The following is a 24,277-nucleotide window of genomic DNA, read 5'->3' as shown; positions in this document are numbered from 1 at the left end:
GAGTAGATGTATTTATTATAAATCTATTCAAGATTTTTATAAGCGAATTACATCTGTCCATTAAGAAAAAATAAATAACAACAGATGAAACACACATATCACATACACGGAATGACTTGCAACGGTTGTCGTACTCACGTAGAAGAAACACTTTCTAAAGTGGAAGGTGTTTCAAAAGCAACAGTCAATTTAGAAAAGGCAGAAGCTACAATCGAAATGGAATCGCATATTCCTATAGAAACATTTCAAGAAGCCTTAAGAAATGATGGTGGGAGATACAGTATTCATAAACAAGGTGAACATCATCACCATTTAGAAGATAAAAAGGAAAAACAACCAAAAGCAAAAGGCACAGGTACATTTTATTGTCCTATGCATTGCGAAGGAGATAAAACTTATGATAAAGCAGGAGATTGTCCTGTTTGCGGAATGGATTTGGTCGAAGAACAAAATCTAACAACAGCTACAACTGAACAATGGACGTGTCCAATGCACCCAGAAGTTGTAAAAGATGAGGCAGGTTCGTGTCCTATTTGCGGTATGGATTTAGTACCAATGCAACCAGATGTTTCAGCAGAAGAAAAAACCTATAAAAAACTATTGAATAAGTTTTGGATAGCATCCGTTTTCACTTTCCCAATTTTTATAATCGCAATGAGCGAAATGCTCAATAACAATCCTTTGTACGATATAATGGAACAAAAATATTGGAACTGGATTCAATTCGTTTTATCAATTCCAGTCGTATTCTATGCTACTTGGATGTTCTTTGAACGTGCTTATAGAAGTATAAAAACGTGGAATCTCAATATGTTTACCCTAATTGGGATTGGTGCAGGTGTGGCTTGGTTATTTAGTGTGTTTGGAATGTTATTTCCAGATGTATTTCCTGAACAATTTAAAACTGAATCAGGTGCAGTACACGTCTATTTTGAAGCAGCAACGGTTATTCTAACCTTGGTGCTTTTAGGACAGTTGTTAGAAGCTCATGCACATAGCAAAACCAATTCGGCAGTAAAAGAATTATTAAAGTTAGCACCTAATAAAGCCATTAAAATAGTAGATGGTGAAGAAGTTGAAGTCAGTATCGATGAGATAGAATTAAATGATATTCTAAAAGTGAAACCAGGAGATAAAATTCCTGTGGATGGTGTGATAACTGAAGGCGAAACAACTATTGATGAATCTATGATTACAGGAGAACCTATTCCTGTAAACAAATCTCAAGAAGATAAAGTAAGTAGCGGAACAATTAATGGGAATCAATCATTCTTGATGAAAGCGGAAAAAGTAGGAAGTGATACGTTACTCTCACAAATCATTCATATGGTTAATGATGCAAGTAGAAGTCGCGCACCTATTCAGAATTTAGCAGATAAGGTATCAGGATATTTTGTACCTGTTGTAGTTCTTATTTCTATTATCACATTTATTGTTTGGGCAATTTGGGGTCCAGAACCAGTTTATGTGTATGCGTTTGTGAATGCAATTGCAGTACTAATCATTGCGTGTCCTTGTGCTTTAGGTTTAGCAACACCAATGTCTGTAATGGTTGGTGTGGGCAAAGGTGCTCAAAATGGTGTATTGATTAAAAATGCAGAAGCTCTTGAAAAAATGGATAAGGTAAATACACTTATAGTTGATAAAACTGGAACTATTACAGAAGGAAAACCAACGGTAGAAACAGTAGGTGCTTTTAGTGATGCTTTAAGCGAAAAAGAGCTACTACAATACATCGTTTCATTAAATACCAATAGCGAACATCCATTAGCAGAAGCAACTGTTAAATATGGAAAAGAGCATAATGCTGAAATAACAAAATCTGAAAACTTTAGTGCTGTTACAGGAAAAGGTGTTGAAGCTATAATAAATGATAAAAAAATAGCATTAGGTAATCCTAAAATGATGGAATATGCCAAAGCAGATATTACTTCTACAATGAAAGACGAAGCTAAATCTTACCAAAAACAAGGTAAGACAGTTTCTTATTTGTCGATAGATAAAACCGTTGTTGGCTATGTAGTTATTGGAGATAAAATAAAAGAAACAAGTGCCAAAGCAATTAAAACACTTCAAGATAAAGGCATTGATGTTATAATGCTTACAGGCGATAATCACGATACAGCACAAGCTGTAGCATCAGTACTTAATCTCGCAGATTTTAAAGCCAGTATGCTACCAGAAGATAAACTCAAAGAAGTAAAGAAACTGCAAGAAAAAGGAAAAGTGGTTGCTATGGCAGGAGATGGTATTAATGATGCACCAGCATTGGCAAAAAGTGATGTAGGTATTGCAATGGGTACAGGAACAGATGTAGCTATAGAAAGTGCAATGATAACGTTAATAAAAGGCGATTTACACGGAATAGTAAAGGCTAAAAATTTAAGTCATTCCGTAATGAGAAACATAAAGCAAAATTTATTTTTTGCACTTATTTATAACACATTAGGTGTGCCAGTTGCAGCAGGCGTATTATTCCCATTTTTTAGCATTTTATTATCGCCTATGATAGCTGCGTTAGCAATGAGTTTTAGCTCTGTTTCAGTAATAGCAAATGCGTTGAGATTAAGAAATATAAATATATAAAATAATGAAGAATCTAAAGAAGTTCTTGATGAGATTGAAAATAGCAGCTAAATTAATTTGGTCAGGCAATTTGAGGATTATTATCAAAAATATTTCCACTAGAATTAATTCAGAAATAACTTCAATTGGATTTGAGAGAGAATCAAGCAAAAGCTTTATAACCCCTAATTCGAAAATAAGTTTTTCAATTCGTCCATTTAAAGACTCAGATTTAAATACATTAAAAGAACAATTTCGACACGAAAGGTTGGTAAAAGAAAGAATGGAGACTTGTTATATAGCATTTGATTCTAATAACAATAATTGTTACAAACAATGGTTAATAGGTTCATCTGAAAATGTTAAAATTAAAAATTATTTTGGGGACCTTTTTCCTACCCTAAAGGAGCATGAAGCTTTGATTGAAGGTGTTTACACTAACCCAGATTTTAGAGGATTAGGTGTTATGCCTAGAGCGATGTCATTAATATCCGAAGTTGGTTTTAAAAGCGGGTATAATAGAATAATAGTTTTTGTTAATCTTTTGAATATTCCATCTTTAAAAGGGTGTTATAAATCTGGATTTACACCTTATGTAATTCGTAAAGAAAAATGGTTTTTGTTTAAGAGACATGTGTCTTTTGACAAAATACCATTAAGTGTTAGTAAGGCGCTTGCTGATTTAAATATAAATAAATTAAAATAGTATGAAAGCAGTAAAAATAATTTTAGTTATAGGAATTCTAATAATGAGTTGTAAAGAAAAAAATAAAGATGTTTTTAATAGTAAATCTGAAAAGGTAATTGATGATAATTCAGAACCATCTAAAAAGAAACCTCTAAGCCCACATACATCTGTAATGGAAATGATTGGCGATGCGCATATTCGTATAGACTATTCATCACCAGGTGTAAGAGGGCGAATCATCTTTGGTGGGTTAGTTGGTTATGACAATGTATGGCAGGCAGGAGCGCATAATGCCACTTGGATAGAAACAAATAAGGATTTAATCATAAATGGCGATATTCTTCCAAAAGGTAAATATGGATTTTTTACAATTCCATCAAAAGAGGATTGGACTATAATGATTAATAAAAACTGGAATCAGCACGGGAAAGACGATTATGATGCAAATGATGATGTGATACGATTTAAAGTGACGCCAAGTATTTCAGATAAAATTACAGAGCATTTAGAGTATAAAGTAAATAAGATTAGTGAAACTGAAGGAAGTATTTCTCTTGCTTGGGAAAAGGTTACAATTAGCTTTCAATTCAAAATAAATCAATAAAATGGTAAACAGGCATACAGCATTAAAAATAAGGAAAACACATCGCTATTTAGGGTTGTTTTTGGGTATTCAGTTTTTATTTTGGACTATTAGTGGTCTGTATTTTAGTTGGACAAATATTGATGAAATTCACGGAGACCATTTTAAAAATATGGAATACCAGCCTAAAGCATTTAACAACCTCATTAGTCCATCACAACTTAATGGTTCTCAAGGTATCAATACTATTGAATTGAGAGACATTAATAATTCGCCTTACTACTGGGTGAATAACAATCAGCTATACAATGCTATCGATGGGAGTTTAAAATCTAATATCACAAAAGAAGAGGCTTTGTATATAGCACAACTTAATATGAAAGATGGCTTAAAGGTAGTATCTATAGAGCAGATTGGTGAAACAGGAAAACAACACGAGTACAGAGAAAAGCTGTTACCTGCTTATGTAATATCCTATGAATCTGATGAAGCTCTTAAATCCTATGTATCTATTACTGATGGGAAGTTTCAAACCGTAAGACATCGGAGTTGGCGTTGGTTTGATTTTTTATGGATGACACATACGATGGATTATGAAGGAAGGGATAACTTTAATACAATTGTTTTAAGAGTCTTTTCTCTATTGGGTTTAATTACTGTATTAAGCGGATTTTTACTTTGGTTTACTTCCTCACCTACAATTAGAAAATTAAAGAAAAAAATATTAACACAAAAACCAAAAATTATGAACACACAAGAACACAAAAACGGAATGAGCAACTACACAAAGTTCTTCTTAATGTTGGGAGCATCTTTTGTTGCAATGTACATCACTATGTATCTCAATACATACGAATTTGACCACGTTTGGATTAGTCTTACAAGATTCTATATGGTTTGTTTAGGGATCTCTACAATGGCTTTAATTATGTTTTTCTTTATGAAAAATATGTATAGCAGTAAAAAGAAAAATTTAGGAATTGTAATAGGTAGTATAGTTCTTTTTCTTGGAGCTTTAGGTTTAGTACGTGACCAAGAATCAACAGTTGGTGATGTACTTTGGATGAAGGGTATGATACCACATCATTCCATAGCAATTCTAACAAGCGAAAGAGCAGATATAAAAGACCCAGAAGTTAAACAATTAGCAGAGGATATTATTAAAGCACAGAAAAAGGAAATAGAAGAAATGAAAGCAATGATAAAACGATTAGAAAATGAAAAATAATAAAATAGTCATATACATAGGTTTATTGGCAGTAGGTTTGCTCTTGGGTTGGTTCCTATTTGGTGGTTCATCAAAAGAAGAAACAGAGCACAATCACGATAAGGTTTCAGCAACTAATCAAATGTGGACGTGTTCTATGCATCCACAAATTATGCAACCAGAATCAGGTGATTGTCCTATTTGTGGTATGGATTTAATTCCTGCTGAAAATAGCTCTGATGGTTTATTAGCAGACCAATTCAAATTAACCGAAAATGCTATGGCTTTAGCCAATATTCAAACAACCATAGTCGGTAAAGGAAATGTTGATGGCAACACAATTAAATTATCTGGTAAAATTGCTGAAAATGAAGAAGCTAATGCAGTACAAGTAAGTTATTTTTCGGGTAGAATAGAACGTTTGAATATCAGTTTTACAGGAGAAGAAGTCCGTAAAGGTCAATTATTAGCAACCATTTATTCGCCAGAATTGTATGCAGCACAACAAGAATTGATTACAGCTTCATCATTAAAGGAATCACAACCTACATTATACAAAGCGGTTCGTAACAAATTAAAATTGTGGAAGCTCTCTGAAAATCAAATCAATCAAATAGAAGAAACTGGAAAAGTAAAAGAAAACTTTCCAGTTTATGCAACGGTTTCAGGAACAGTTACCGAAAAATTAGTAGAACAAGGTGACTACATAAAACAGGGTCAACCATTGCTCAAAATTGCAAACCTCAATACGGTTTGGGCAAATTTTGATGTCTATGAAAATCAAATCGATTTATTTAAAAAGGGGCAAGAAGTTTTAGTGACTACAAACGCTTATGCTAATAAAGAGTTTAAAGGGAAAGTAGATTTTATTGAGCCAATTTTAAATACCAGAACAAGAACAGTAACCTTACGTGTGGTGCTTACTAATAAAAACGATGTATTTAAACCAGGAATGTTTGTAACAGCAAATATTGAACGAGTTTTAAGTAGTAATAATGAAGTATTAACAATTCCATCCTCTGCTGTACTTTGGACAGGTGAACGTTCTGTGGCTTATTTAAAAACCAATCCAGACCAAACCGTTTTTGAAATGCGAGAAATTGTTTTAGGTAATCAAATTGGTAATGAATATGAAGTTTTAGAAGGCTTATTTGTTGGCAATGAAATAGTAACTAACGGAACATTTACTGTAGATGCAGCAGCACAATTACAAGGCAAAAAATCAATGATGAATAAAGATGGTGGAAAAGTAATGACTGGTCACGAAGGACATTCAGGAATGGATAATAAGGCATCAAAAAAAGAAAGTGACCATGCTAATATGAGCGGAAGATTGACAGTATCAGAGAAATTTCAAGAACAATTAAAAGTTGTTTACTATGATTATATCAATTTAAAAGATGCTTTAGTTAAAGAAGATTCAAAAAACACTTCAGTTAATGCATCAAGTTTATTGAATAATTTAGGTAAAGTAGATATGAAATTGTTATCAGACAATAATGCTCACACACATTGGATGTCATTAATAAAAGAAATACAATCTTCTGCAACATCTATTTCTAAAACGTCAGATATTAAAGCACAAAGAGATCATTTCAAACATCTATCATCACACTTAATAAGTGCTGTTCAACTATTTGGTGTTAAGGAAAAAGTGTATGTAGAATTTTGTCCGATGGCAGATGATAACAATGGTGCATATTGGTTGAGTACAGAAGAAAAAGTAATCAATCCATATTTTGGTGAAGCAATGTTAACCTGTGGAGAAGTAAAACAAGTGATAGAATAATAAATCAAATAATAACAATTAAATTTTAAAACAATGAACAAAGTAATTTTAAGTGTAGCTGTAATAGCAGCATTAGGTTTAACAAGTTGTAAGAACGAAACCAAAAAAGTTGAAGAAACTACGGCTACAGAAGTATCAAAAGAAATGGCAATGACAGACCTGTCTTTTGGGGTAAGAGGTAATTGTGGAATGTGCAAAAGTACTATTGAAAAAGCAGCTAACGGAGTAGATGGTGTAGCAAGTGCTAGTTGGGATGTCGATAAAAAGAAAATTGATGTTTCTTTTGATGCTTCCAAAACTGATGCCATGGCAATTCATAAGGCTATAGCAGCTTCAGGTTACGATACTGAAAAAGTTGCAGGAAGTGAAGAAGCTTATAAAGATTTACCAGGTTGTTGCAAATACGACCATGAAATGATGATGAATCAATCTGGAGAAACGAAATCAGAAGACCATTCAGATCACAATCATTAACATAGCAATTACGAATAGAACTCTAAAATTGAGTTCTATTCGTAGTTTTATTCATTTATTCAGCCTAAAATCAGGTAATGTTTAAAGAGTGCTCTGTCCCTTTTGTTGTTCCTTCTAAAAACCAAAAAAACCTTAAATCATTTGAAATCAAATGTTTAAGGCTTTTTAGTGGTGGTGCCTCCAGGAATCGAACCAGGGACACAAGGATTTTCAGTCCTTTGCTCTACCAACTGAGCTAAGGCACCAGTCGTTTAAAACGAGAGTGCAAATATATATGCATTTTTAGTATTACCAAAAAGAAACTTTAAAAATTTATTGCCTTTATTTATTAAAATGCCAAACATCAATAATTACAATAGATTAATATGTTATATTTTGGTTAAACCGACTTTAAGTTTTTTTTGCATTTTGTATGTTTACCACTTATTAATTTACGATGAATTTAATAATAGACGTAGGAAATACCTTAGTGAAACTGGCTGTTTTTCAAGACAATGTGCTATTTGAGAAATTTGTAACACCACATGATGGGTTTTTAATTTCGATTAGGAAGGTGCTAAATAAGTATCCAATTATTTCTAAAGGAATAATTTCGTCTGTAGGTAAATTAAATGAAGAAGATGTTCTGGCTGTCGCATCAGAGATTGATATTTTAGTTTTAAATTCTGAAACAAAACAACCTTTTGAAAACCTTTATAAAACACCTAAAACTCTTGGTGTTGATCGAATAGCGTTAGTTAGCGCTTCGGTTCAACAGTTTTCAAACTCTAATGTACTTATTATAGATGCAGGAACTTGTATTACCTACGATTTTATAAATACTGAAAATGAATATTTCGGTGGCGCAATTTCACCTGGAATAAGATTACGATATAAAAGTCTCCATAATTTAACCGCAAATCTTCCGTTACTTGAATCTAAACTACCTGAATCTATAATAGGAAACACTACAGATAGTTCAATTCATTCCGGAGTTGTTTTTGGTGTTTTGAAAGAAATAGATGGTGTTATTAATGACTATAAAGAAAAATATTCGGATTTAACAGTTATTTTAACAGGAGGAGATACCAATTTCTTGTCTAAACAATTAAAAAATGGCATATTTGCCAATTCAAATTTTCTTTTAGAAGGTTTGAATTTTATTTTAGAATATAATACACAATAATGATAAAAAAACTTGTATTAGTTTTAGTTGCTTTTTTTGCATTACAAATGAATGCTCAAGAAGGTACAGCTTCTCCATATTCGTTTTATGGAATAGGTTCTTTAAAATTTAAAGGAACAGTAGAAAATAGAAGCATGGGTGGATTGAGTATCTATACAGATAGTATTCATGTTAACCTTAGAAATCCTGCTGCATATGTAGGTCCGAATTTACAGATTTTTAATAATGAAAGTCGTCCAGTTAAATTTGCAATTGGTACGAGTCATAATAAAATCAATTTAAAAGCAGATTCTGGAAGCGCAAAGACAAGTTCTACTACAGTAGATTATATGACCATATCAATGCCACTTGGAAATAAATTAGGATTTGGTTTAGGTATTTTGCCATATACTTCAGTGGGTTACAAATTAGAAAACACGAATAGTAGTAACCAGGTTGTAAATAGATATAGAGGGGAAGGAGGTTTAAATAAAGCATTTGTGGGTCTAGGCTATAGAATTACAGATAAGCTGAGTGCAGGAATTGATATGAATTATAATTTTGGAAACATCGAGAATACAGCGATTGAGTTTCTATATGATGATGAAGGAAATATTATTCAATATCAATCAAGAGAGGAAAATAAATCAAACTTGAGTGGTTTAAATATCAATTTTGGATTGACATATAAAACCATGATTGATGACAAACTTGAATTACAATCTGGATTCACATATTCTCCACAAAGTGATATTTCATCAAGAAATACAAGATCACTTGCAACTATTGTAATAAATCAGCAAAGTGGTCAAGAAGTTGTTGTAAATTCAATCGATGAAGATTTAAAAGCAAAAGGTTTAGATGAAACTAATTTAAGGCTGCCATCTAGATTGTCTTTTGGAGCAGGAATTGGAGCGCCAAGAAAATGGTTTTTAGGAGCAGAGTATACGTATCTTAATACCAGTAAATTTTCAAACCCAATAGTAACTATAGATAATGCTAATTTTGTAAATGCATCTAATTTTTCTATTGGAGGATTTTTTGTTCCAGATCCTGATTATTTCTCTTCTTACTGGAAAAGAATCACTTACAGAGGTGGTATCCATTTTGAGAATACTGGATTAGAAATAAATAATGAAACAATAAACGAGTTTGGCATATCTTTTGGAGTTGGATTACCAGTTGGGAAATATTTTTCAAATGCTAACCTTGGTTTTGAACTTGGTAGAAGAGGTACAACTAACCAGAATTTAATACAAGAAAATTTTGTGAATTTCCAACTAAGTCTATCATTAAACGATAGATGGTTCGAAAAAAGAAAATATAACTAACATAAAATTATGACAATGAAAACGAGAATTATTTTAGTATTAGCTGCTTTGTTTTTAACAGCAAACTTCGGTTTTGCTCAGCAAGATGAAGAGTGTATGCTTAACTTAACCATAATGAGCGATTATGTTAAGAGTAAGAAATATGATGAAGCTTATGAACCTTGGATGAAAGTGAGAAACAAATGTCCAAAGTTTGGTTATGCTATTTACGCATACGGTGAAAAGATACTAGATCATAAAATTGAAAACTCTGCTGGACAAGAAAAACTGGATTTTATTAATGATCTGATTGTTGTTTGGGATAAGGGAATGGAGTATTACCCAAGTAAATATGATATAGGAGAGGTGCTTACAGATAAAGGATTATTGATGTATGACAACCAAAAAGAAATGGGTCTTACAGATAAACAAGTATATGATGCCTTTGATAAAGCTTATAAGCAAGACTTAAAAAACTTTACAAGTGCTAAAGGATTATATGTGTACTTTACTAAGATTGTAGATTTATTTAAAGCTGGTCAAGCGCCAATACAAGATGTATTTAATAAATATGATGATGTGTCTGAGCAGTTAGAAACAATTAATGCGGATTATACAATTAAGTTGAATAAACTAATTGAGAAAGAAGAAGCTGGACAAGCATTATCAAAGAAAGAAGGGAAATACAAGCCATTTTATCAAAAATCTTTAGTAGCTAATGATAAAATATCAGGAAGTTTAGATACATATCTTGGTCAGTTAGCTAATTGTGAGAATTTAATTCCACTATACCAAAAAGATTTTCCAACTTATAAAACGGATGCTATTTGGTTAAAAAGAGCCGTGAGCAGAATGTATAATAAAGAATGTACTGATGATCCTTTATACATTGATTTAGTAAAAGCGTATGATGCAACTGCGCCTTCTGCAGATACTAAATACTTTGTCGCAACTATTTTATATAAGCAAGACAAAAACAAAGAAGGAGATGATTACATTAAACAAGCTTACGAGTTAGAGACAGATGTGTTTAAAAAAGGACGTTTGGCTAAGAAAATTGCCAATGCCTATAAAAAACGTGGAAGTTATGGAGCTGCTAGAAATTACTACCGAGAAGCATTAAAGTTAAATCCTTCAGATGGGACACCTCACTTGCAAATAGCTGCAATGTATGCTAAGAGTGCTAATAGTTGTGGTGACACTAACTTTAATAAAAGAGCTGTGTTTTGGTATGCAGCTGAAGAAGCTTTAAAAGCAGGAAGAGTAGATGCGAGTATGAAGTCTGCTGCACAACAAGCTGCTAATTCTTATAATGCAAATGCACCAACTAAATCTGAGATTTTCCAGGAAGGAAATGCAGGTACAACAATTAACATTGGTTGTTGGATTGGTGGTAGTGTGAAAGTGCCTAATCTGTAAATGAAATTAAAGTTTTTACATATAAAAATAGTCATAGTCACAACAATTGTTGTGACTATGTTTTTTTCATGTAAGAACAATTTTAAAGATGTTCAGCAAATAGGAGTACTTCAAAATCAACCTATTGGTGAAGCAAAAAATATCGATTTAAGATATACTGAAGCTGAAGATGCCAATGGTAAAGTAATTGCAAATCTCAAAAGCCCGAAAATGTTAGATTACTCAAATAGAGGGTTTTCATTTTCTGAGTTTCCAGAAGGCGTGAACTTGTCTCTTTTCGATGAAAACGGAGATAAAAATATTATTTTGGCAGACTATGCAATTGTTTATAATAAAACTGATTTAATCGATTTACAAGGGAATGTAATTTTAATTACACCGCAAAATGATAGCCTATTTGCAGATCAGTTGTATTACGACCAAAAGCGCGAATGGTTATTTACTAATCAACAAGTAAGACTAAAATCTGCGACTTCTAATCATGGAAAAGGAAATATTTTTGATTCTGATACTAAATTTAAAAATTATACCATACTCGAAGGAAGTGGTGATATGCTTTTAAAAGACTAATAGTTTAACTAATTTAGTAAAACATCTCTATCTTTGTAGTAAATATTTATTTTCGATATGAAGCTACTTCAATTTTTTCAATACATATACCTTTTTTTTGGTGTGCTTTTTATTTATGATGGATTTGCAAGTTGGAATGATGGAACCAATAGATCTTATATCTCATTCGTTTTTGCAGCGTTAGCTATTTTTATGTTTTTCTTCCGAAAACGTTTCAGGAAAAAATTTGACGATAGGAATCCTAAATAAATATGGACTTAAGCATCCTGACCATTATTATAATGTTATTGCTCTCTGCCTTCTTTTCAGGTATGGAAATAGCATATGTGTCTTCCAATAAAATTCACATAGAGATTGAAAAAAAGCAAGGTGATTTTCTTGCTAAAATATTGACACTTTTAACTGCAAAGCCTTCTAAGTTTATTGCAACTATGCTTATTGGAAACAATATAGCCTTAGTTATTTATGGTTTCTTAATGGGTGATGTTTTAGTGGCTTGGTTCCAATCGAAATTGCCCACAGATTATCAAGTTTTAAATTATTTACTTAATGATTTAAGTCTGCTAACACAAACGGTAATTTCTACAGTTATTATTTTGATTACTGCCGAATTCTTACCTAAGGTGTTTTTTCAAATATATGCGAATTCATTTTTGAAAATATTTGCCTTTCCAGCGTATTTATTTTACTTGTTCTTTTGGTTTTTATCCTCATTTATCATTTGGATTTCAGATAAAGTGTTGAAAGCCTTCTTTAAAACCGATGGTGATGATGTAGAATTGGCTTTAACCAAGGTTGAGTTAGGGAATTATATTAGCGAACAAATGCAATCTGTTGAAGAACATGATGAGGTCGATAGCGAGATTCAGATTTTTCAGAATGCCTTAGAATTTTCTGAAGTTAAAGCACGTGAAGTCATGGTGCCTCGAACCGAAATTATTGCTGTAGACGTAAAGGAATCTGTGAAGAATATTAGTACAATGTTTATTGATAGTGGTCTGTCAAAAATATTAGTTTATCAAGATTCTATTGATGATATTTTAGGATATGTACATTCGTTTGAATTATTCAAAAAGCCTAAATCTGTAAAAGGAATTACATTACCAGTAGTGTTTGTTCCAGCAACCATGTTAGTGAAAGATGTACTTAATATTTTAACTAAAAAACGAAAAAGTATTGCTGTGGTAATTGATGAATATGGTGGAACTGCCGGTATAATGACTGTAGAAGATATCGTTGAAGAACTCTTTGGTGAAATAGAAGATGAACATGATAGTGTTGAATTAACAGAAGAAAAATTAGAGAATAATCATTTCAGGTTTTCTGCTCGTTTGGAAGTGGATTATATTAACGAAACGTATAAATTAAACCTTCCGGATGGAGAAAACTATGAAACCCTTGGAGGACTAATTGTTGACGAAGCTGAAGAAATTCCTCAAGAAGGTGATGTTGTTACTATTGGTGTCTTTAAATTTAAAATTTTAGAGGTGTCATCTACTAAGATTGATGTCGTTGAATTAAAAATTATCCAAGAAGATTAGATATTTAAAAATAAGTAAGTCAATTCACACGAAAAGTAGTTTGAAAAATTATAAGGTGTCTCCAGTATTTAACCGATAAAACCCGACACTCATCCAAAGTCTTGCACATACCTTGATATTTAAGTAATAAAAACATAATTCTCCTTTTATTATTTAATAGAAAATGGTATTTTCGCCCACTTATTATTTGATAAAATATACATAAAATGGCAGTTTTAAATAAAATTAGACAACGTTCTTTGTTTTTGATTCTAATCATTGCACTAGCATTGTTCTCATTTGTACTTACCGATTTGTTTAGAAACAGTGATGCGCTTTTTGGAGGTTCTCAAGATGTAGTTGCTACCGTAAATGGTACAAACATTAATAGAACTGACTTTATGAACAGAGTTGAGCAAATGCAAAATCAGTTAGGTCCAAATTCTACATCAACTCAAGCAATGTCTAGAGTTTATGATCAAGAAGTGAGAAAAGCAATTATGGCATCTCAATTCGATAACCTAGGTTTAAGTGTTGAACAAGATCAAATGAAAGATTTACTTAAACAAAGTTTTTCAAGTTATCCTGAATTTCAAAATGAAGCTGGTGTTTTTGATGAAAATAAACTAACTGAGTTTGTAAATAACCTAAAAGCTCTTAACGGACAAAGTGCGCCATTGAGTACATTTCAAATTAACTATGAACAATGGGTTAGTACAGAAAACAATATAGCATTAGGAGCTCAAGAAAGAGCGTATTACGCTATGGTTAAGGCTGGTGTAAATGCTACTTTAGGAGAAGCTGAAGTTGACTATATGTTAGAAAATGCAACGAGAGATTTAAGTTATGTTCAAATACCTTTTACATCTATTGCAGATAGCTTGGTAGAAGTGTCTAAAGCAGATATTACTAAATACATTGGTCAGCATAAAGACCAATATAAAGTTGATGCAACCAGAGATATTAGTTTTGTTGAATTTAAAGAAGTTGCTAGTATTGAAGATGAAGACAACCTAAAAGCTGATTTATTAAAGTTATTAGATAATCAAGCTTTATTTAATGAATCTACAAAAAATACAGATACTATTATTGGTTTTAGAAATACAACAGATGTAGAAAATTTTGTAAATTCTAATTCAGATGTTTCGTATAGCGATACATTTTTAACTAAATCTCAATTACCAACAGTAGCTGCAGATACAATTTATAATACTAAGGTTGGTGGGATTTACGGTCCTTATAAAGATAACGGATTCTACAAATTATCTAAAGTAGTTGCCGAAACACAATTGCCAGATTCAGTTAAAGTAAGACATATTTTAGTGCCTCACCTTGGAGCTCAAAGTGCTCAACCAGACGTTACAGCAACCATTGAAGATGCAAGAGCATTAGCAGATAGTATAAAAACAGTTGTGACAGCTAACCCTTCAAAATTCCCTGAATTAGTAACTGAGTTCTCTTCAGATAAAGGAAGTGTTGAGAATGGTGGTGAGTATGATTTTCACCCAATCACTCAAATGGTAAAGCCATTTAGCGATTTTGAATTTCAAAATAACATAGGTGATATAGGTGTAGTTCAAACTGTATTTGGTTTCCATATTATTGAAATCTTAGATCAAAAGAATAAATCAAGAGCAATTAAAGTTGCGACAATAGCACGTGCTATTGAGCCATCTGAAAAAACTATTGATGCAACATTTACTGAAGCTTCTAAGTTTGAATTAGCATTGCAAAAGGAATCTTATGAAGATGCTGCAAAGGCACGTGAATTAACTACTAAACCAGTTAATGGTATTAAGGTACTTGATGAAAACATTCCAGGTTTAGGGAGCCAAAGAGCAATTGTTCGTTGGGCTTTTGAAGATGGAACAAAGGTAGGAGATTATAAACGTTTCTCTATTCCTAGTGGAGGTTATGCTGTAGTTCAAGTTGTAAAAGCGACTAAAAAAGGATTAATGGATGCTGAGAGCGCTTCTGCAACAGTACTTACTGAAATAAGAAATGGTAAAAAAGCGGCAATGATTATAGAAGGTATCACAGGAACTACAGTTGCTGAGATTGCTAAAAATCAAAATAAAGCTACAAACACAGCAACTGCTGTAAATATGAAAAACCCAACCTTATCTGGAGCTGGTGCAGAACCTAAAGTTGTTGGTGCTGCTTTCGGATTGGAAGAAGGTGGCGTTTCTAAACCGATTATTGGAAATAAAGGTGTTTATGTTGTTCAAGTTACTAAAATTAACGAGGCTACATCATTAGACAATTACCAAGCAATTGCAAATCGTTTAAGTACTGCAAGAACTGGCGCAGCGCAAACCAAAGTGTATGAAGCTTTAAAAGAAACGGCAGATATTGAAGATAATAGAGCTAAGTTTTTCTAGACTTTGTCATTTAAAATATAAAAAAGCTTCACGTTATGTGGAGCTTTTTTAGTTTAAAATCATGTCATCATAGGCAATAACGGTTAAAAAACCTTTGTCTTTAAAGTACTGCTTAGGATTATAGTCTGAAGCGGCTAAAACAAAATCGCCTCCCCAAGCTCCGAGACTTTTAATGCTGCCATTAAAGTCCTTAAAAAGTTGCTCCTTGATGGGTTTTTGTTTTATGATTTTAGAAATAATTTGTTCATGGCCATCTATTAATTCTTGAAAGTGTTCCAACGAATCACATCCAATCATGTTATGTGTAATTCGATTAATTTGTTCAATATCATTTCTTAAATCGGAAGTATTAGCTCTATATTGAGATATACCTTCTCTACTATTTTGTTTTTGATTTAAGTGAACAAAATACAAGTGACTTTTAAATGAAGGATTAAAACTAACGATTTTGATTTCTCTTTTTTTGTTATCCTGTTTGTTGTCATCCTGAACTTGATTCAGGATCTTCTTATAAGTAATAGGTCCTTTAGCTTCAGCACAAGCAATATCATAACCACTACCTCCAAAAGTTAAATCAAGTAACGTATACGGATTGATTTTAGCCCATTTTGAAATATTGTGGACTAAAGTAGAAGAGGTGCCTAAACCCCAATTTTTTGGAAACTCAAGTTGGGTGTTAATGTCAAACCCTTGATTTCCATGTAAAAACTCAGGATTAAGTTGTTTGGCAGCGTTTAAAATTTGTAGCAATCGATTAGAAATAGAATCGTTATCCTGAACTGGTTTCAGAATCTCATTATTTTTAATTAAAAATGTTGCTTCAAACCAAACCACGTTGTTTTCGTCAAAACTTTTCCATAAGAGTTTAGAATCTTCAATAGGCTTAACCAAAAGATCTTGTCCAAATTTAGTAGGAATAGCCAATGATATAGCGCCATCAAGAACGACGTATTCTCCTGTGAGGAGCAATTTTCCATGGCTATAATATCGTTTCACTAGTTGTTGGCTCTTAACTTATTAATGGTGTCTACTACTGCGCTATGCGAAACAGCATTTGTTTTAAAATGTGATACTAGAATCTTTTTTTCTTCTGAAGTGGCCTCAAACTGATTTAAAATATTCATGAGATGCATTTTCATATGACCTTCTTGTATCCCAGTGGTTGTTAACGATCGTAAAGCAGCAAAGTTTTGAGCTAAACCAGCAACAGCAACAATTTGCATAAGTTCTTTAGCTGAAGGTTTACCTAGCATTTCTAAAGCCAATTTCACCAAAGGATGCAAACTTGTTAAACCACCAACAGTGCCAAGAGCTAAAGGAATTTCCATCCAGAATTTGAACAACCCATTATTCAGTTCAGCATGTGTTAAACTACTGTAAGTTCCCTTTCTTGAAGCATAGGCGTGAACTCCAGCTTCAACGGCTCTAAAGTCATTACCTGTTGCTAAAACAACGGCATCTATGCCATTCATAATGCCTTTATTGTGAGTAACTGCTCTATATGGTTCAACTTCTGCAATCTTAACTGCTTGAATGAATTTTTCTGCGAATGCTTCAGGTGATATGTTTGGGTTTTCAGTTAAATCTTCAACCTTGCAACTTACTTCAGCTCGTACTAAACAATTTGGGACATAATTGGACAGAATACTCATCACAACATTAATATTGCCTTGCAATTTAGTCTGTGCCTCTGTCTTTAATGTTGTTGCAAATTGTTCTAAGCAACTATTTATAAAATTTGCTCCCATGGCATCCATGGTTTCAAACGAGGCATGCAATTGATAGTAATTATCTAGACTTTCAGTTTTGTTTTTGAGTTCGATATCTAAAATACCTCCTCCACGTTTCACCATACTATTAGTGATAGACGACGTATCTTCATAGAATTTAGATTTTATTCCATTGAAAAATGACTCTAAAACTTCAGAATTACCATCATAAGTAAAGTGAACTTGACCAATTTTCGTCGTTGAAATCACTTCAGTTTTAAATCCACCACGATCAAACCAAAATTTCGCAGCTTTGCTTGCTGCAGCAACGACCGAACTTTCTTCAATTGCCATTGGTATTGTATAGGTTTGTCCGTTAATTAAGAAATTTGGAGCTACACCAAAAGGAAGATAATAATTGGTAATTGTATTTTCTATAAATTCATCATGCAGTTGTTGAAGTTTACTATCGCTATTCCAATATTGTTTTAAAATGGTTTTAGCATTAGCGTTATTTGAAAAATAGGTGTCTACGATCCAATCAATTTTTTTGGATTTCGACAATTTAGAAAAGCCAGTAATAGTTTTATGCATTTACTTGAATTTAAGGATACAAAGATACTATTCTTGTATGTAATTCCCTTTACAGTTGCTACAATTGCACATTTAACTGTTAATAGTTAGTGTTTTTTGAGTAATTTTTAGTAAACTTGACATATTTTTATCAAAAAATAGCATGATTCTTGATGCTTTGTCAATAATTGTGAAAAACACTAACTAACACTAATTTTTTTATGTCAACTACTGCATTGAAACCTCATCAAAAAGAGCTTTTCGGACAACCAATAGGTTTGTACATTTTATTTTTAACAGAAATGTGGGAACGTTTTTCCTACTATGGTATGCGAGCACTTCTAGTGTTATACATGACCACACAAACTATCGGAGATGATCGAGGTGCAGGATTAGGATGGACAAGTAAAGAAGCTTTGGCCCTTTATGGTTGGTATACAATGTTGGTATACGTGATGTCAATTCCTGGAGGAATGATTGCAGATAAATTGATAGGTCAAAAGAAAGCAGTTTTATTCGGAGCTATTATACTTTGTCTTGGTCATGGTGTCTTGGTTTTAACCGACATTTGGGCTTTTTATACAGGTTTAGGACTTGTAATTCTTGGAGTTGGACTTCTAAAACCTAATATTTCTACAATGGTAGGAGGTTTATACAAGGAAGGTGACATACGTCGAGATAAAGGATTCAGTATTTTTTATATTGGAATTAATTTAGGCTCTTTACTTGCTACTATGATTGTAGGATTAGTAGTTGCTGAATGGGGATGGCACGCTGGTTTCGGATTAGCAGGTATTGTGATGCTTTTGGGTTTAATCAATTATGTTGCTGGTCAAAAATATTTGACACAAGTTGGAAATTTTGAACCACCAAAAAAAGATGATCCAAACGAAATCTCTTACGGAAAACTTTACGGAAAACTATTTAGTTCGCCCACTCAATTAGTATTCGCAGGAATATTATTATTGATTTCTGCTTTTGGATGGTATAATTTAGGTTGGGGTTACGGACTTTTATTTGTGTTTCTTACCGCAGTAATTTCTTTATTAATGATGATTTATAAAGAATTAGATACTCAAGTTTTTAAAGATCGATTTATGGTATTGCTATTATCATTTATTATGGTAATTGTTTTTTGGGGAGCTTTCGAGCAAGCTGGTGGATTGATGAATTTGTACACAGAATCTAAGATTGATAGAGTATTGTTTGGTTGGGAAATACCAACGGTTATGTTTCAAAGTTTAAATGCTGGGTTTATAATCTTGTTTGCCACAGTAGTAGCTTCTATTTGGGCTAAACGAAAATTAAAAGGCAAAGAGGCATCTTCACTTTTTAAAATGGCATTAGGTATCATTATTATGGGATTCGGATTCCTTTTTATGGTATTTGCGGCTATGGAATTTGAGAAGTCTGGAACATCAAGTATGATTTGGTTAGTCTTAGCTTATTTATTTCATACAATTGGAGAATTATGTTTGTCTCCAGTAGCACTGTCATTCATAACAAAATTGACTCCTGTTAAATATGCGTCATTAATGATGGGTGTATATTTTGCTGCAACTGGTTTAGGAAGTAAAGTTGCTGGTATTGTAGGAGAATCTGCTTCTGAATTTGGAGAATACACTATCTTTTTGGGTATTTTAGTATTTACCGTTGTAATTGGTTCTTTATTTATTTTAATACTAAAACCTTTAAAACGGTTAACTCATGGTGCTGAAGATAATGAACGAATGATGCATACTGATGAAGCTGAAGGATTTGAATTAGCAGACAATTAAAAAAACATAAAACACTAATTAAACCCTCTATTTGAGGGTTTTCTTCTTATAACTAAACTTTCTTTTTATGAATACTGATATCGAAAATCTATTTAAAGACAAGGTCATTGGGCATCCAGCTGGACTATTTGTAATTTTCTTTACTGAAATGTGGGAACGTTTCTCATTCTACGGAATGAAAATCCTTTTAGTACTATTCTTAACTGCTCCTTTTTTAAGTGATAATCCTGGTTGGGAATGGTCTCGGGAAAATGCATTAGCATTAATAGGTACGTATTCTTCTTTACTATATCTAACACCAATTGTTGGTGGTTGGTTAGCTGATAAAATTACAGGTTATAAATGGGCTGTAATTATTGGTTGCTTTATTATGATGCTTGGACATTTAGCCATGGTTTTTGAAACCACCTGGTCTTTATACTTAGGTTTGGCCCTTTTAGTAATTGGTACTGGTTTTTTTAAGCCTAATATGACCTCAATGATTTCTGAAATGTATAAAGGAAAGGAATCTAAAAAAGATGGAGCTTATACCATTTATTACATGGGAGTTAATGCTGGTGCTTTCTTCGGAATGATGCTTTGTGGTTACTTAGCAGAAAATATTGGTTGGAGTTATGGATTTGGTCTTGCAGGTATTTTTATGCTTGGTGGTCTTATTCAGTTTTGGTTAGCTAAAGATTTATTTGGTCAGATTGGTGAAAAGCCTTCTAAAATTCACGAAGTTGAACTGCCTCAAAATATTAATGAAGAAAGTCCACGAGATCATGACACAACTGATGCTCCAGAAAAACTTAACCCGTTTACAATGGTAGATAAAGTTTTAATTCTTCTGTCTTCAATTGGAGGTTTATTGTATTTGTTTAATGATCCTATGTCTAAGATTGGTAATGTTAATATTTTGAACTTTAATATTGCTGGTTTAGATGGTTCAAATGTGACTATTCTTTTGGCTTTAATCTTGTTCTTATATCTAATAATAACTAGAATAGGTAGATATTCAAAAGTGGTTAGAGATAAGATTATTGCCGTGTCTATTTTTGGAATCTTTACAGTCTTTTTCTTCGCAGCATTTGAACAGTCGCTTGGCTCAATGACATTGTTTGCAAGAGATTATACTGATCGATTACTTACAGGTTCATCTGCAATGATTTTTAAGGTGATTGATACAATACTAACAATTGTTCCTTTAGCAATTATTACTTGGGTGCTGTTTTTATTATTTAAAAAGACCTTTTCTAAAATAGCTGCTTCAAATATTGTTTTAGCCCTAACTTTTGTATTTCTTTGGTTTGTAGTTGGTTATAAAATCATGAATGAATTTAGCAAAGATGCTACCGAAGTAGGTGCTTCTTGGTTCGGAATCTTAAATTCATTTTTCATTATTACTTTGGCGCCTTTATTTTCTAAATGGTGGGAAAGTAAATACAATCCTAGTGTTGGAATGAAATACGGATTTGGACTTATGCTTTTAGGACTTGGGTTTGGAATACTTGTATTTGGAACAATGGGAATTCCTCAAGGTGCTAAAACAGCTTCTGTGAGTATGATTTTCTTAATCCTAGCGTATTTATTACATACTATGGGAGAATTATGTATTTCACCAGTTGGTTTATCATATTTAAGTAAACTAGTTCCTGGACGAATGATAGGATTTATGTTTGGTATTTGGTACCTGGCGATTGCAATAGGTCAGAAAGCTGCTGGAAATATGGGAGGAATGATTGATAAAATCACAGAACAATATTCTCTAAGTACATTTTTCTTAATATTTACATTGGTTCCAATAGGTGTAGGTGTGATTTCAATGTTGTTAAATCCAGTGCTTAAAAAGTTAATGCATGGTGTCAAATAACGAGTAAATCGTTAAAATAAACGCAAAATGCTCCTCTTTTGGAGCATTTTTTGTAAGTTCGGAACAGAAATTGCAACACATTAATCATGAAAAAAATAACTTACATATTCGTTTTAGCGCTATTAACCTCGGTTAGTAGTTTTGCTCAGGTCAATGAAATTAACTGGGTAACTTTTGAGGAAGCTTTAGAACTTCAAAAGAAAAATCCAAAGAAAATTATGATGGACGTCTACACAAATTGGTGTGGTCCATGTAAAATGTTAGATAAAAATACGTTCCATAATAAAGATGTAGTGGAATTTGTAAACAAAAATTACTACGCTGTTAAATTTGATGCTGAAGGGGATTCAACTGTTAATTACGATGGAAAAACGTTTAGTAATCCAAACTATAAAGCAGAATTGAAGAATAGAAGAAACGGAGTGCACGATTTAACTCGTTATTTAAAAGTTAGCGCCTATCCTACTGTAGTGTTCTTTGATGTGGATGCTAAGGTAATTTCACCAATTAGAGGTTACCAAAAACCACAGCAACTTGAATTATATTTAAAATTATTTTTAGGTGATGACTATGTATCTATGACAAGTCAAGAAGATTTTAATGCGTATTATGAGGCTTTTAAACCTCAGTTTCAACAATAAATAAATTACTTTATAATAAACGCTCCCTTTTCATAAGTTTGATGAAAAGGGAGTTTTTCTTTTAAGCAGGTTGCTTTCCATCGTTTAACATAAGATTTATAATTGCTGCCATCTGCAATAATCAATTCTGGTTTTAAAGAGTCTATAACACGTTTTAGATTTAATTTTGGCGAGTTTCTTAGCAGAATATAATCGGGTTTGAAACTTACCTTATAAACACCTAAGCTATCAATTACTAAAAGTGTTTTATGAGATGTTTTATATACATTATAGATAGAATCATATCTGACTGACTTTATAAAATTACCAACTTTATAATCACTAATAAGCTGCTCTCTTTTTAAACTTGTTTTATCTAAGTTGTGATATATTTTTAAATTGGTGTTTTTCTTTTTTCCCAAGACACTATACCTGCTTTTATGAAATATGATAAAGGCTTCAGAAGTATTACTCTTTTTTGTGTAAATTATTGTGCCTTGCAAAACCACAATTGAAATTAAGAGAAATGCTATTCTGTTAAAATTTATTTTTCGATAAACTAAAATTGAAGCTAATAATAAGAGATAGGTTGAAAACAGATGTTTAGCCTCAAAAGAAATGTCCTTAATTAGAAATTCTTCTTGGTTAGAAACCCACAATACAACATAGTTCATTGCACCTATTAGACTTCCATAAGCATTAGCTAATAGTTCTGGTAGTACATTCAAAATTGACAAAATAATGACCAGAATCCCAAGGCCTAAAATCAATCCTAAAAATGGAATAATCGCCAGATTTGAAATAAAAAACAAACTTGGAAATTGATGAAAGTAAAACAAACTTATTGGTCCAACTCCTAATTGAGCAGCAATAGTAACTGTAAAAATTTGCCAGAAATAGTCTATTATTTTCCATTGAGGAGACCATAGTTTGTATATCAATGGTTGAATTGAAACAATAGCAAATACTGCTAAATAACTCATTTGAAAACCAACATCAAACAAAAACATAGGTTTGACTAATAACAGTATAAATATTGAAATTGATAAGGTGTTGTAAATGTTTGTTGGCCGATTTAAATGCATTGCGATAGCAACAATACTAAACATGGTTACCGCTCTAGTTACTGAAGCTGATAATCCAGCAATAACAGCAAAACTCCAAAGTAAAATTAGAATGATAATAACCTTGAACGTCTTGCCTCTTTTTAAGTATTCTAGTGGTTTTAAAACAAAATTCAGCATCATAAGTATGATGCCAACATGTAAACCCGAAACTGCGAGTATATGAATTGCACCAGCATTAGCATAATCTGTATACATATCGCGATCCATATCTTGGCGTTGACCAAGAATGAGTGCGTTAATAATGGCCAATTCTTCAGGCTTAAAATTGAAATTGTTCAATTTGGTATTGATGGTTTGCCTTAAATCATCAGCATAACCTAAAACACTTCGGCTTTCAGATTGAATTTCAAAGATGGAATGCTCTTCAATAAACAATTGATGATAGATATACTGCTTTTCTAAATAGGCTTTATAATTAAACTGATTTGGATTTAACGGACTTCTAATCTCTTGAAATTCTGAATGGATGAGTAAGATGTCATCTACATTATATTGTTTAGAACTCCTGTCTTCTTTTTGAATGTTTAATAGCATTTTTCCTTGTACATGCGTCTCATTTATGTTCTGTAATTCAACACTATATTTATGGTGATATCTAGTTGATTTAAGACGTTCTTTTATTCTGAATGTGATATCATTTGAGACAGTTATATCAACATTTTTATTGTTACTGTAATGTGCAGGGAAATTTTTGTGCTGATGGGTATTGTAACTTAATAAGCCCAGAGCAACCATCAGAATATAAGCGACCAACCCAAACCAAATGGTTTTATTTAAATTCCAACTAGCAATACGATGTGCTATGAATAAAACAAACAGCAATCCAATTGTAAAGTAAAATGCATAGATTAGTTTTGTATAGAATAAATGGGAAAGTATAATGCCAACTGTTAGGCAAAACGTTAACTTAATAATAATAAAATTGAGTGACTTCACACTCTAAATATAGTAAATAAACTATATTTAGA

18 protein-coding genes, 1 tRNA gene and 1 pseudogene are annotated in these 24,277 nt (G+C 32.3%); 16 read left to right on the top strand and 4 right to left on the bottom strand.

Annotated features, from left to right (window positions below; all coding sequences use genetic code 11):
* Positions 1–84 precede the first annotated feature (84 nt).
* The 7 genes and pseudogenes from VOI25_RS00785 to VOI25_RS00755 all read left to right on the top strand — a co-directional run bounded on the left by VOI25_RS00785 (position 85) and on the right by VOI25_RS00755 (position 7,306).
* Complete coding sequence (locus VOI25_RS00785; protein ID WP_323786975.1) at positions 85–2,586, top strand: heavy metal translocating P-type ATPase; 2,502 nt, start codon at positions 85–87, stop codon at positions 2,584–2,586.
* Positions 2,587–2,590: 4 nt separating this feature from the next.
* The gene (locus tag VOI25_RS00780; protein ID WP_323786974.1) at positions 2,591–3,271 is read left to right on the top strand and encodes a GNAT family N-acetyltransferase; all 681 of its coding nucleotides are present in this window, start codon (positions 2,591–2,593) and stop codon (positions 3,269–3,271) included.
* Between the two features lies 1 nt (position 3,272).
* Positions 3,273–3,857 (top strand): DUF2911 domain-containing protein, encoded by a 585-nt coding sequence (locus VOI25_RS00775; RefSeq protein ID WP_323786973.1) that lies wholly within the window; start codon positions 3,273–3,275, stop codon positions 3,855–3,857.
* Between the two features lies 1 nt (position 3,858).
* Positions 3,859–4,560 (top strand): annotated as a pseudogene (locus VOI25_RS00770) (PepSY domain-containing protein); the annotation flags it as partial.
* Positions 4,561–4,581: 21 nt separating this feature from the next.
* Entirely contained in the window at positions 4,582–5,064 is a 483-nt protein-coding gene (locus VOI25_RS00765; protein WP_323787622.1) for a DUF305 domain-containing protein, read from the top strand.
* Positions 5,054–6,832 (top strand): efflux RND transporter periplasmic adaptor subunit, encoded by a 1,779-nt coding sequence (locus tag VOI25_RS00760; RefSeq protein ID WP_323786972.1) that lies wholly within the window; start codon positions 5,054–5,056, stop codon positions 6,830–6,832. The genes VOI25_RS00765 and VOI25_RS00760 overlap by 11 nt, the downstream gene beginning before the upstream one ends.
* Positions 6,833–6,865: 33 nt before the next feature.
* The gene (locus VOI25_RS00755; protein WP_323786971.1) at positions 6,866–7,306 is read left to right on the top strand and encodes a heavy-metal-associated domain-containing protein; all 441 of its coding nucleotides are present in this window, start codon (positions 6,866–6,868) and stop codon (positions 7,304–7,306) included.
* Positions 7,307–7,475: 169 nt separating this feature from the next.
* On the opposite strand, the gene VOI25_RS00750 is transcribed toward VOI25_RS00755, so the two are convergent.
* A tRNA-Phe gene (locus VOI25_RS00750) sits at positions 7,476–7,551 on the bottom strand.
* 191 nt (positions 7,552–7,742) lie between these two features.
* Between VOI25_RS00750 and VOI25_RS00745 the strand changes: the two genes are divergently transcribed.
* From VOI25_RS00745 to VOI25_RS00720, 6 genes are all read left to right on the top strand, one after another.
* Positions 7,743–8,471 carry a type III pantothenate kinase gene (locus VOI25_RS00745; RefSeq protein WP_323786970.1) on the top strand — a complete coding sequence of 243 codons (729 nt, stop codon included), beginning with the start codon at positions 7,743–7,745 and terminating at the stop codon, positions 8,469–8,471.
* On the top strand, positions 8,471–9,781 hold the full coding sequence (locus VOI25_RS00740) for a hypothetical protein (RefSeq protein ID WP_323786969.1): 1,311 nt from the start codon (positions 8,471–8,473) through the stop codon (positions 9,779–9,781). The genes VOI25_RS00745 and VOI25_RS00740 overlap by 1 nt, the downstream gene beginning before the upstream one ends.
* 15 nt (positions 9,782–9,796) lie before the next feature.
* On the top strand, positions 9,797–11,179 hold the full coding sequence (locus tag VOI25_RS00735) for a hypothetical protein (protein WP_323786968.1): 1,383 nt from the start codon (positions 9,797–9,799) through the stop codon (positions 11,177–11,179).
* Positions 11,180–11,749: an LPS export ABC transporter periplasmic protein LptC gene (gene lptC, locus VOI25_RS00730; protein ID WP_323786967.1), complete on the top strand. Its 570-nt coding sequence runs from the start codon at positions 11,180–11,182 to the stop codon at positions 11,747–11,749.
* Between the two features lie 251 nt (positions 11,750–12,000).
* A complete protein-coding gene (locus tag VOI25_RS00725; protein WP_323786966.1) occupies positions 12,001–13,290 on the top strand; it encodes a hemolysin family protein in 1,290 nt (429 codons plus the stop codon).
* A gap of 206 nt (positions 13,291–13,496) precedes the next feature.
* On the top strand, positions 13,497–15,650 hold the full coding sequence (locus tag VOI25_RS00720) for a SurA N-terminal domain-containing protein (protein WP_323786965.1): 2,154 nt from the start codon (positions 13,497–13,499) through the stop codon (positions 15,648–15,650).
* Between the two features lie 48 nt (positions 15,651–15,698).
* Here VOI25_RS00720 and VOI25_RS00715 read toward each other — a convergent pair whose 3' ends face one another.
* A complete protein-coding gene (locus VOI25_RS00715) occupies positions 15,699–16,646 on the bottom strand; it encodes a GYDIA family GHMP kinase (protein WP_323786964.1) in 948 nt (315 codons plus the stop codon).
* A complete protein-coding gene (locus VOI25_RS00710) occupies positions 16,646–17,953 on the bottom strand; it encodes a hydroxymethylglutaryl-CoA reductase, degradative (RefSeq protein WP_323786963.1) in 1,308 nt (435 codons plus the stop codon). Before VOI25_RS00710 ends, VOI25_RS00715 begins: the two co-directional genes overlap by 1 nt.
* A gap of 200 nt (positions 17,954–18,153) precedes the next feature.
* On the opposite strand from VOI25_RS00710, the gene VOI25_RS00705 reads away from it, so the two are divergent.
* The 3 genes from VOI25_RS00705 to VOI25_RS00695 all read left to right on the top strand — a co-directional run bounded on the left by VOI25_RS00705 (position 18,154) and on the right by VOI25_RS00695 (position 22,203).
* Positions 18,154–19,710, top strand: a complete 1,557-nt coding sequence (locus VOI25_RS00705; protein WP_323786962.1) for an oligopeptide:H+ symporter — start codon at positions 18,154–18,156, stop codon at positions 19,708–19,710.
* Positions 19,711–19,777: 67 nt separating this feature from the next.
* Positions 19,778–21,562 (top strand): peptide MFS transporter, encoded by a 1,785-nt coding sequence (locus tag VOI25_RS00700; RefSeq protein WP_323786961.1) that lies wholly within the window; start codon positions 19,778–19,780, stop codon positions 21,560–21,562.
* An 86-nt stretch (positions 21,563–21,648) separates the two neighbouring features.
* On the top strand, positions 21,649–22,203 hold the full coding sequence (locus VOI25_RS00695; protein ID WP_323786960.1) for a thioredoxin family protein: 555 nt from the start codon (positions 21,649–21,651) through the stop codon (positions 22,201–22,203).
* Between the two features lie 5 nt (positions 22,204–22,208).
* Here VOI25_RS00695 and VOI25_RS00690 read toward each other — a convergent pair whose 3' ends face one another.
* Positions 22,209–24,245 (bottom strand): ComEC/Rec2 family competence protein, encoded by a 2,037-nt coding sequence (locus VOI25_RS00690; RefSeq protein ID WP_323786959.1) that lies wholly within the window; start codon positions 24,243–24,245, stop codon positions 22,209–22,211.
* Positions 24,246–24,277 lie beyond the last annotated feature (32 nt).

The sequence above is a fragment of the Psychroserpens sp. genome (genome assembly GCF_034670085.1).
GTDB lineage: Bacteria > Bacteroidota > Bacteroidia > Flavobacteriales > Flavobacteriaceae > Psychroserpens.
The sequence above is the reverse complement of the archived record's forward strand: the minus strand, read 5'-3'. Positions and strand labels throughout refer to the sequence as shown.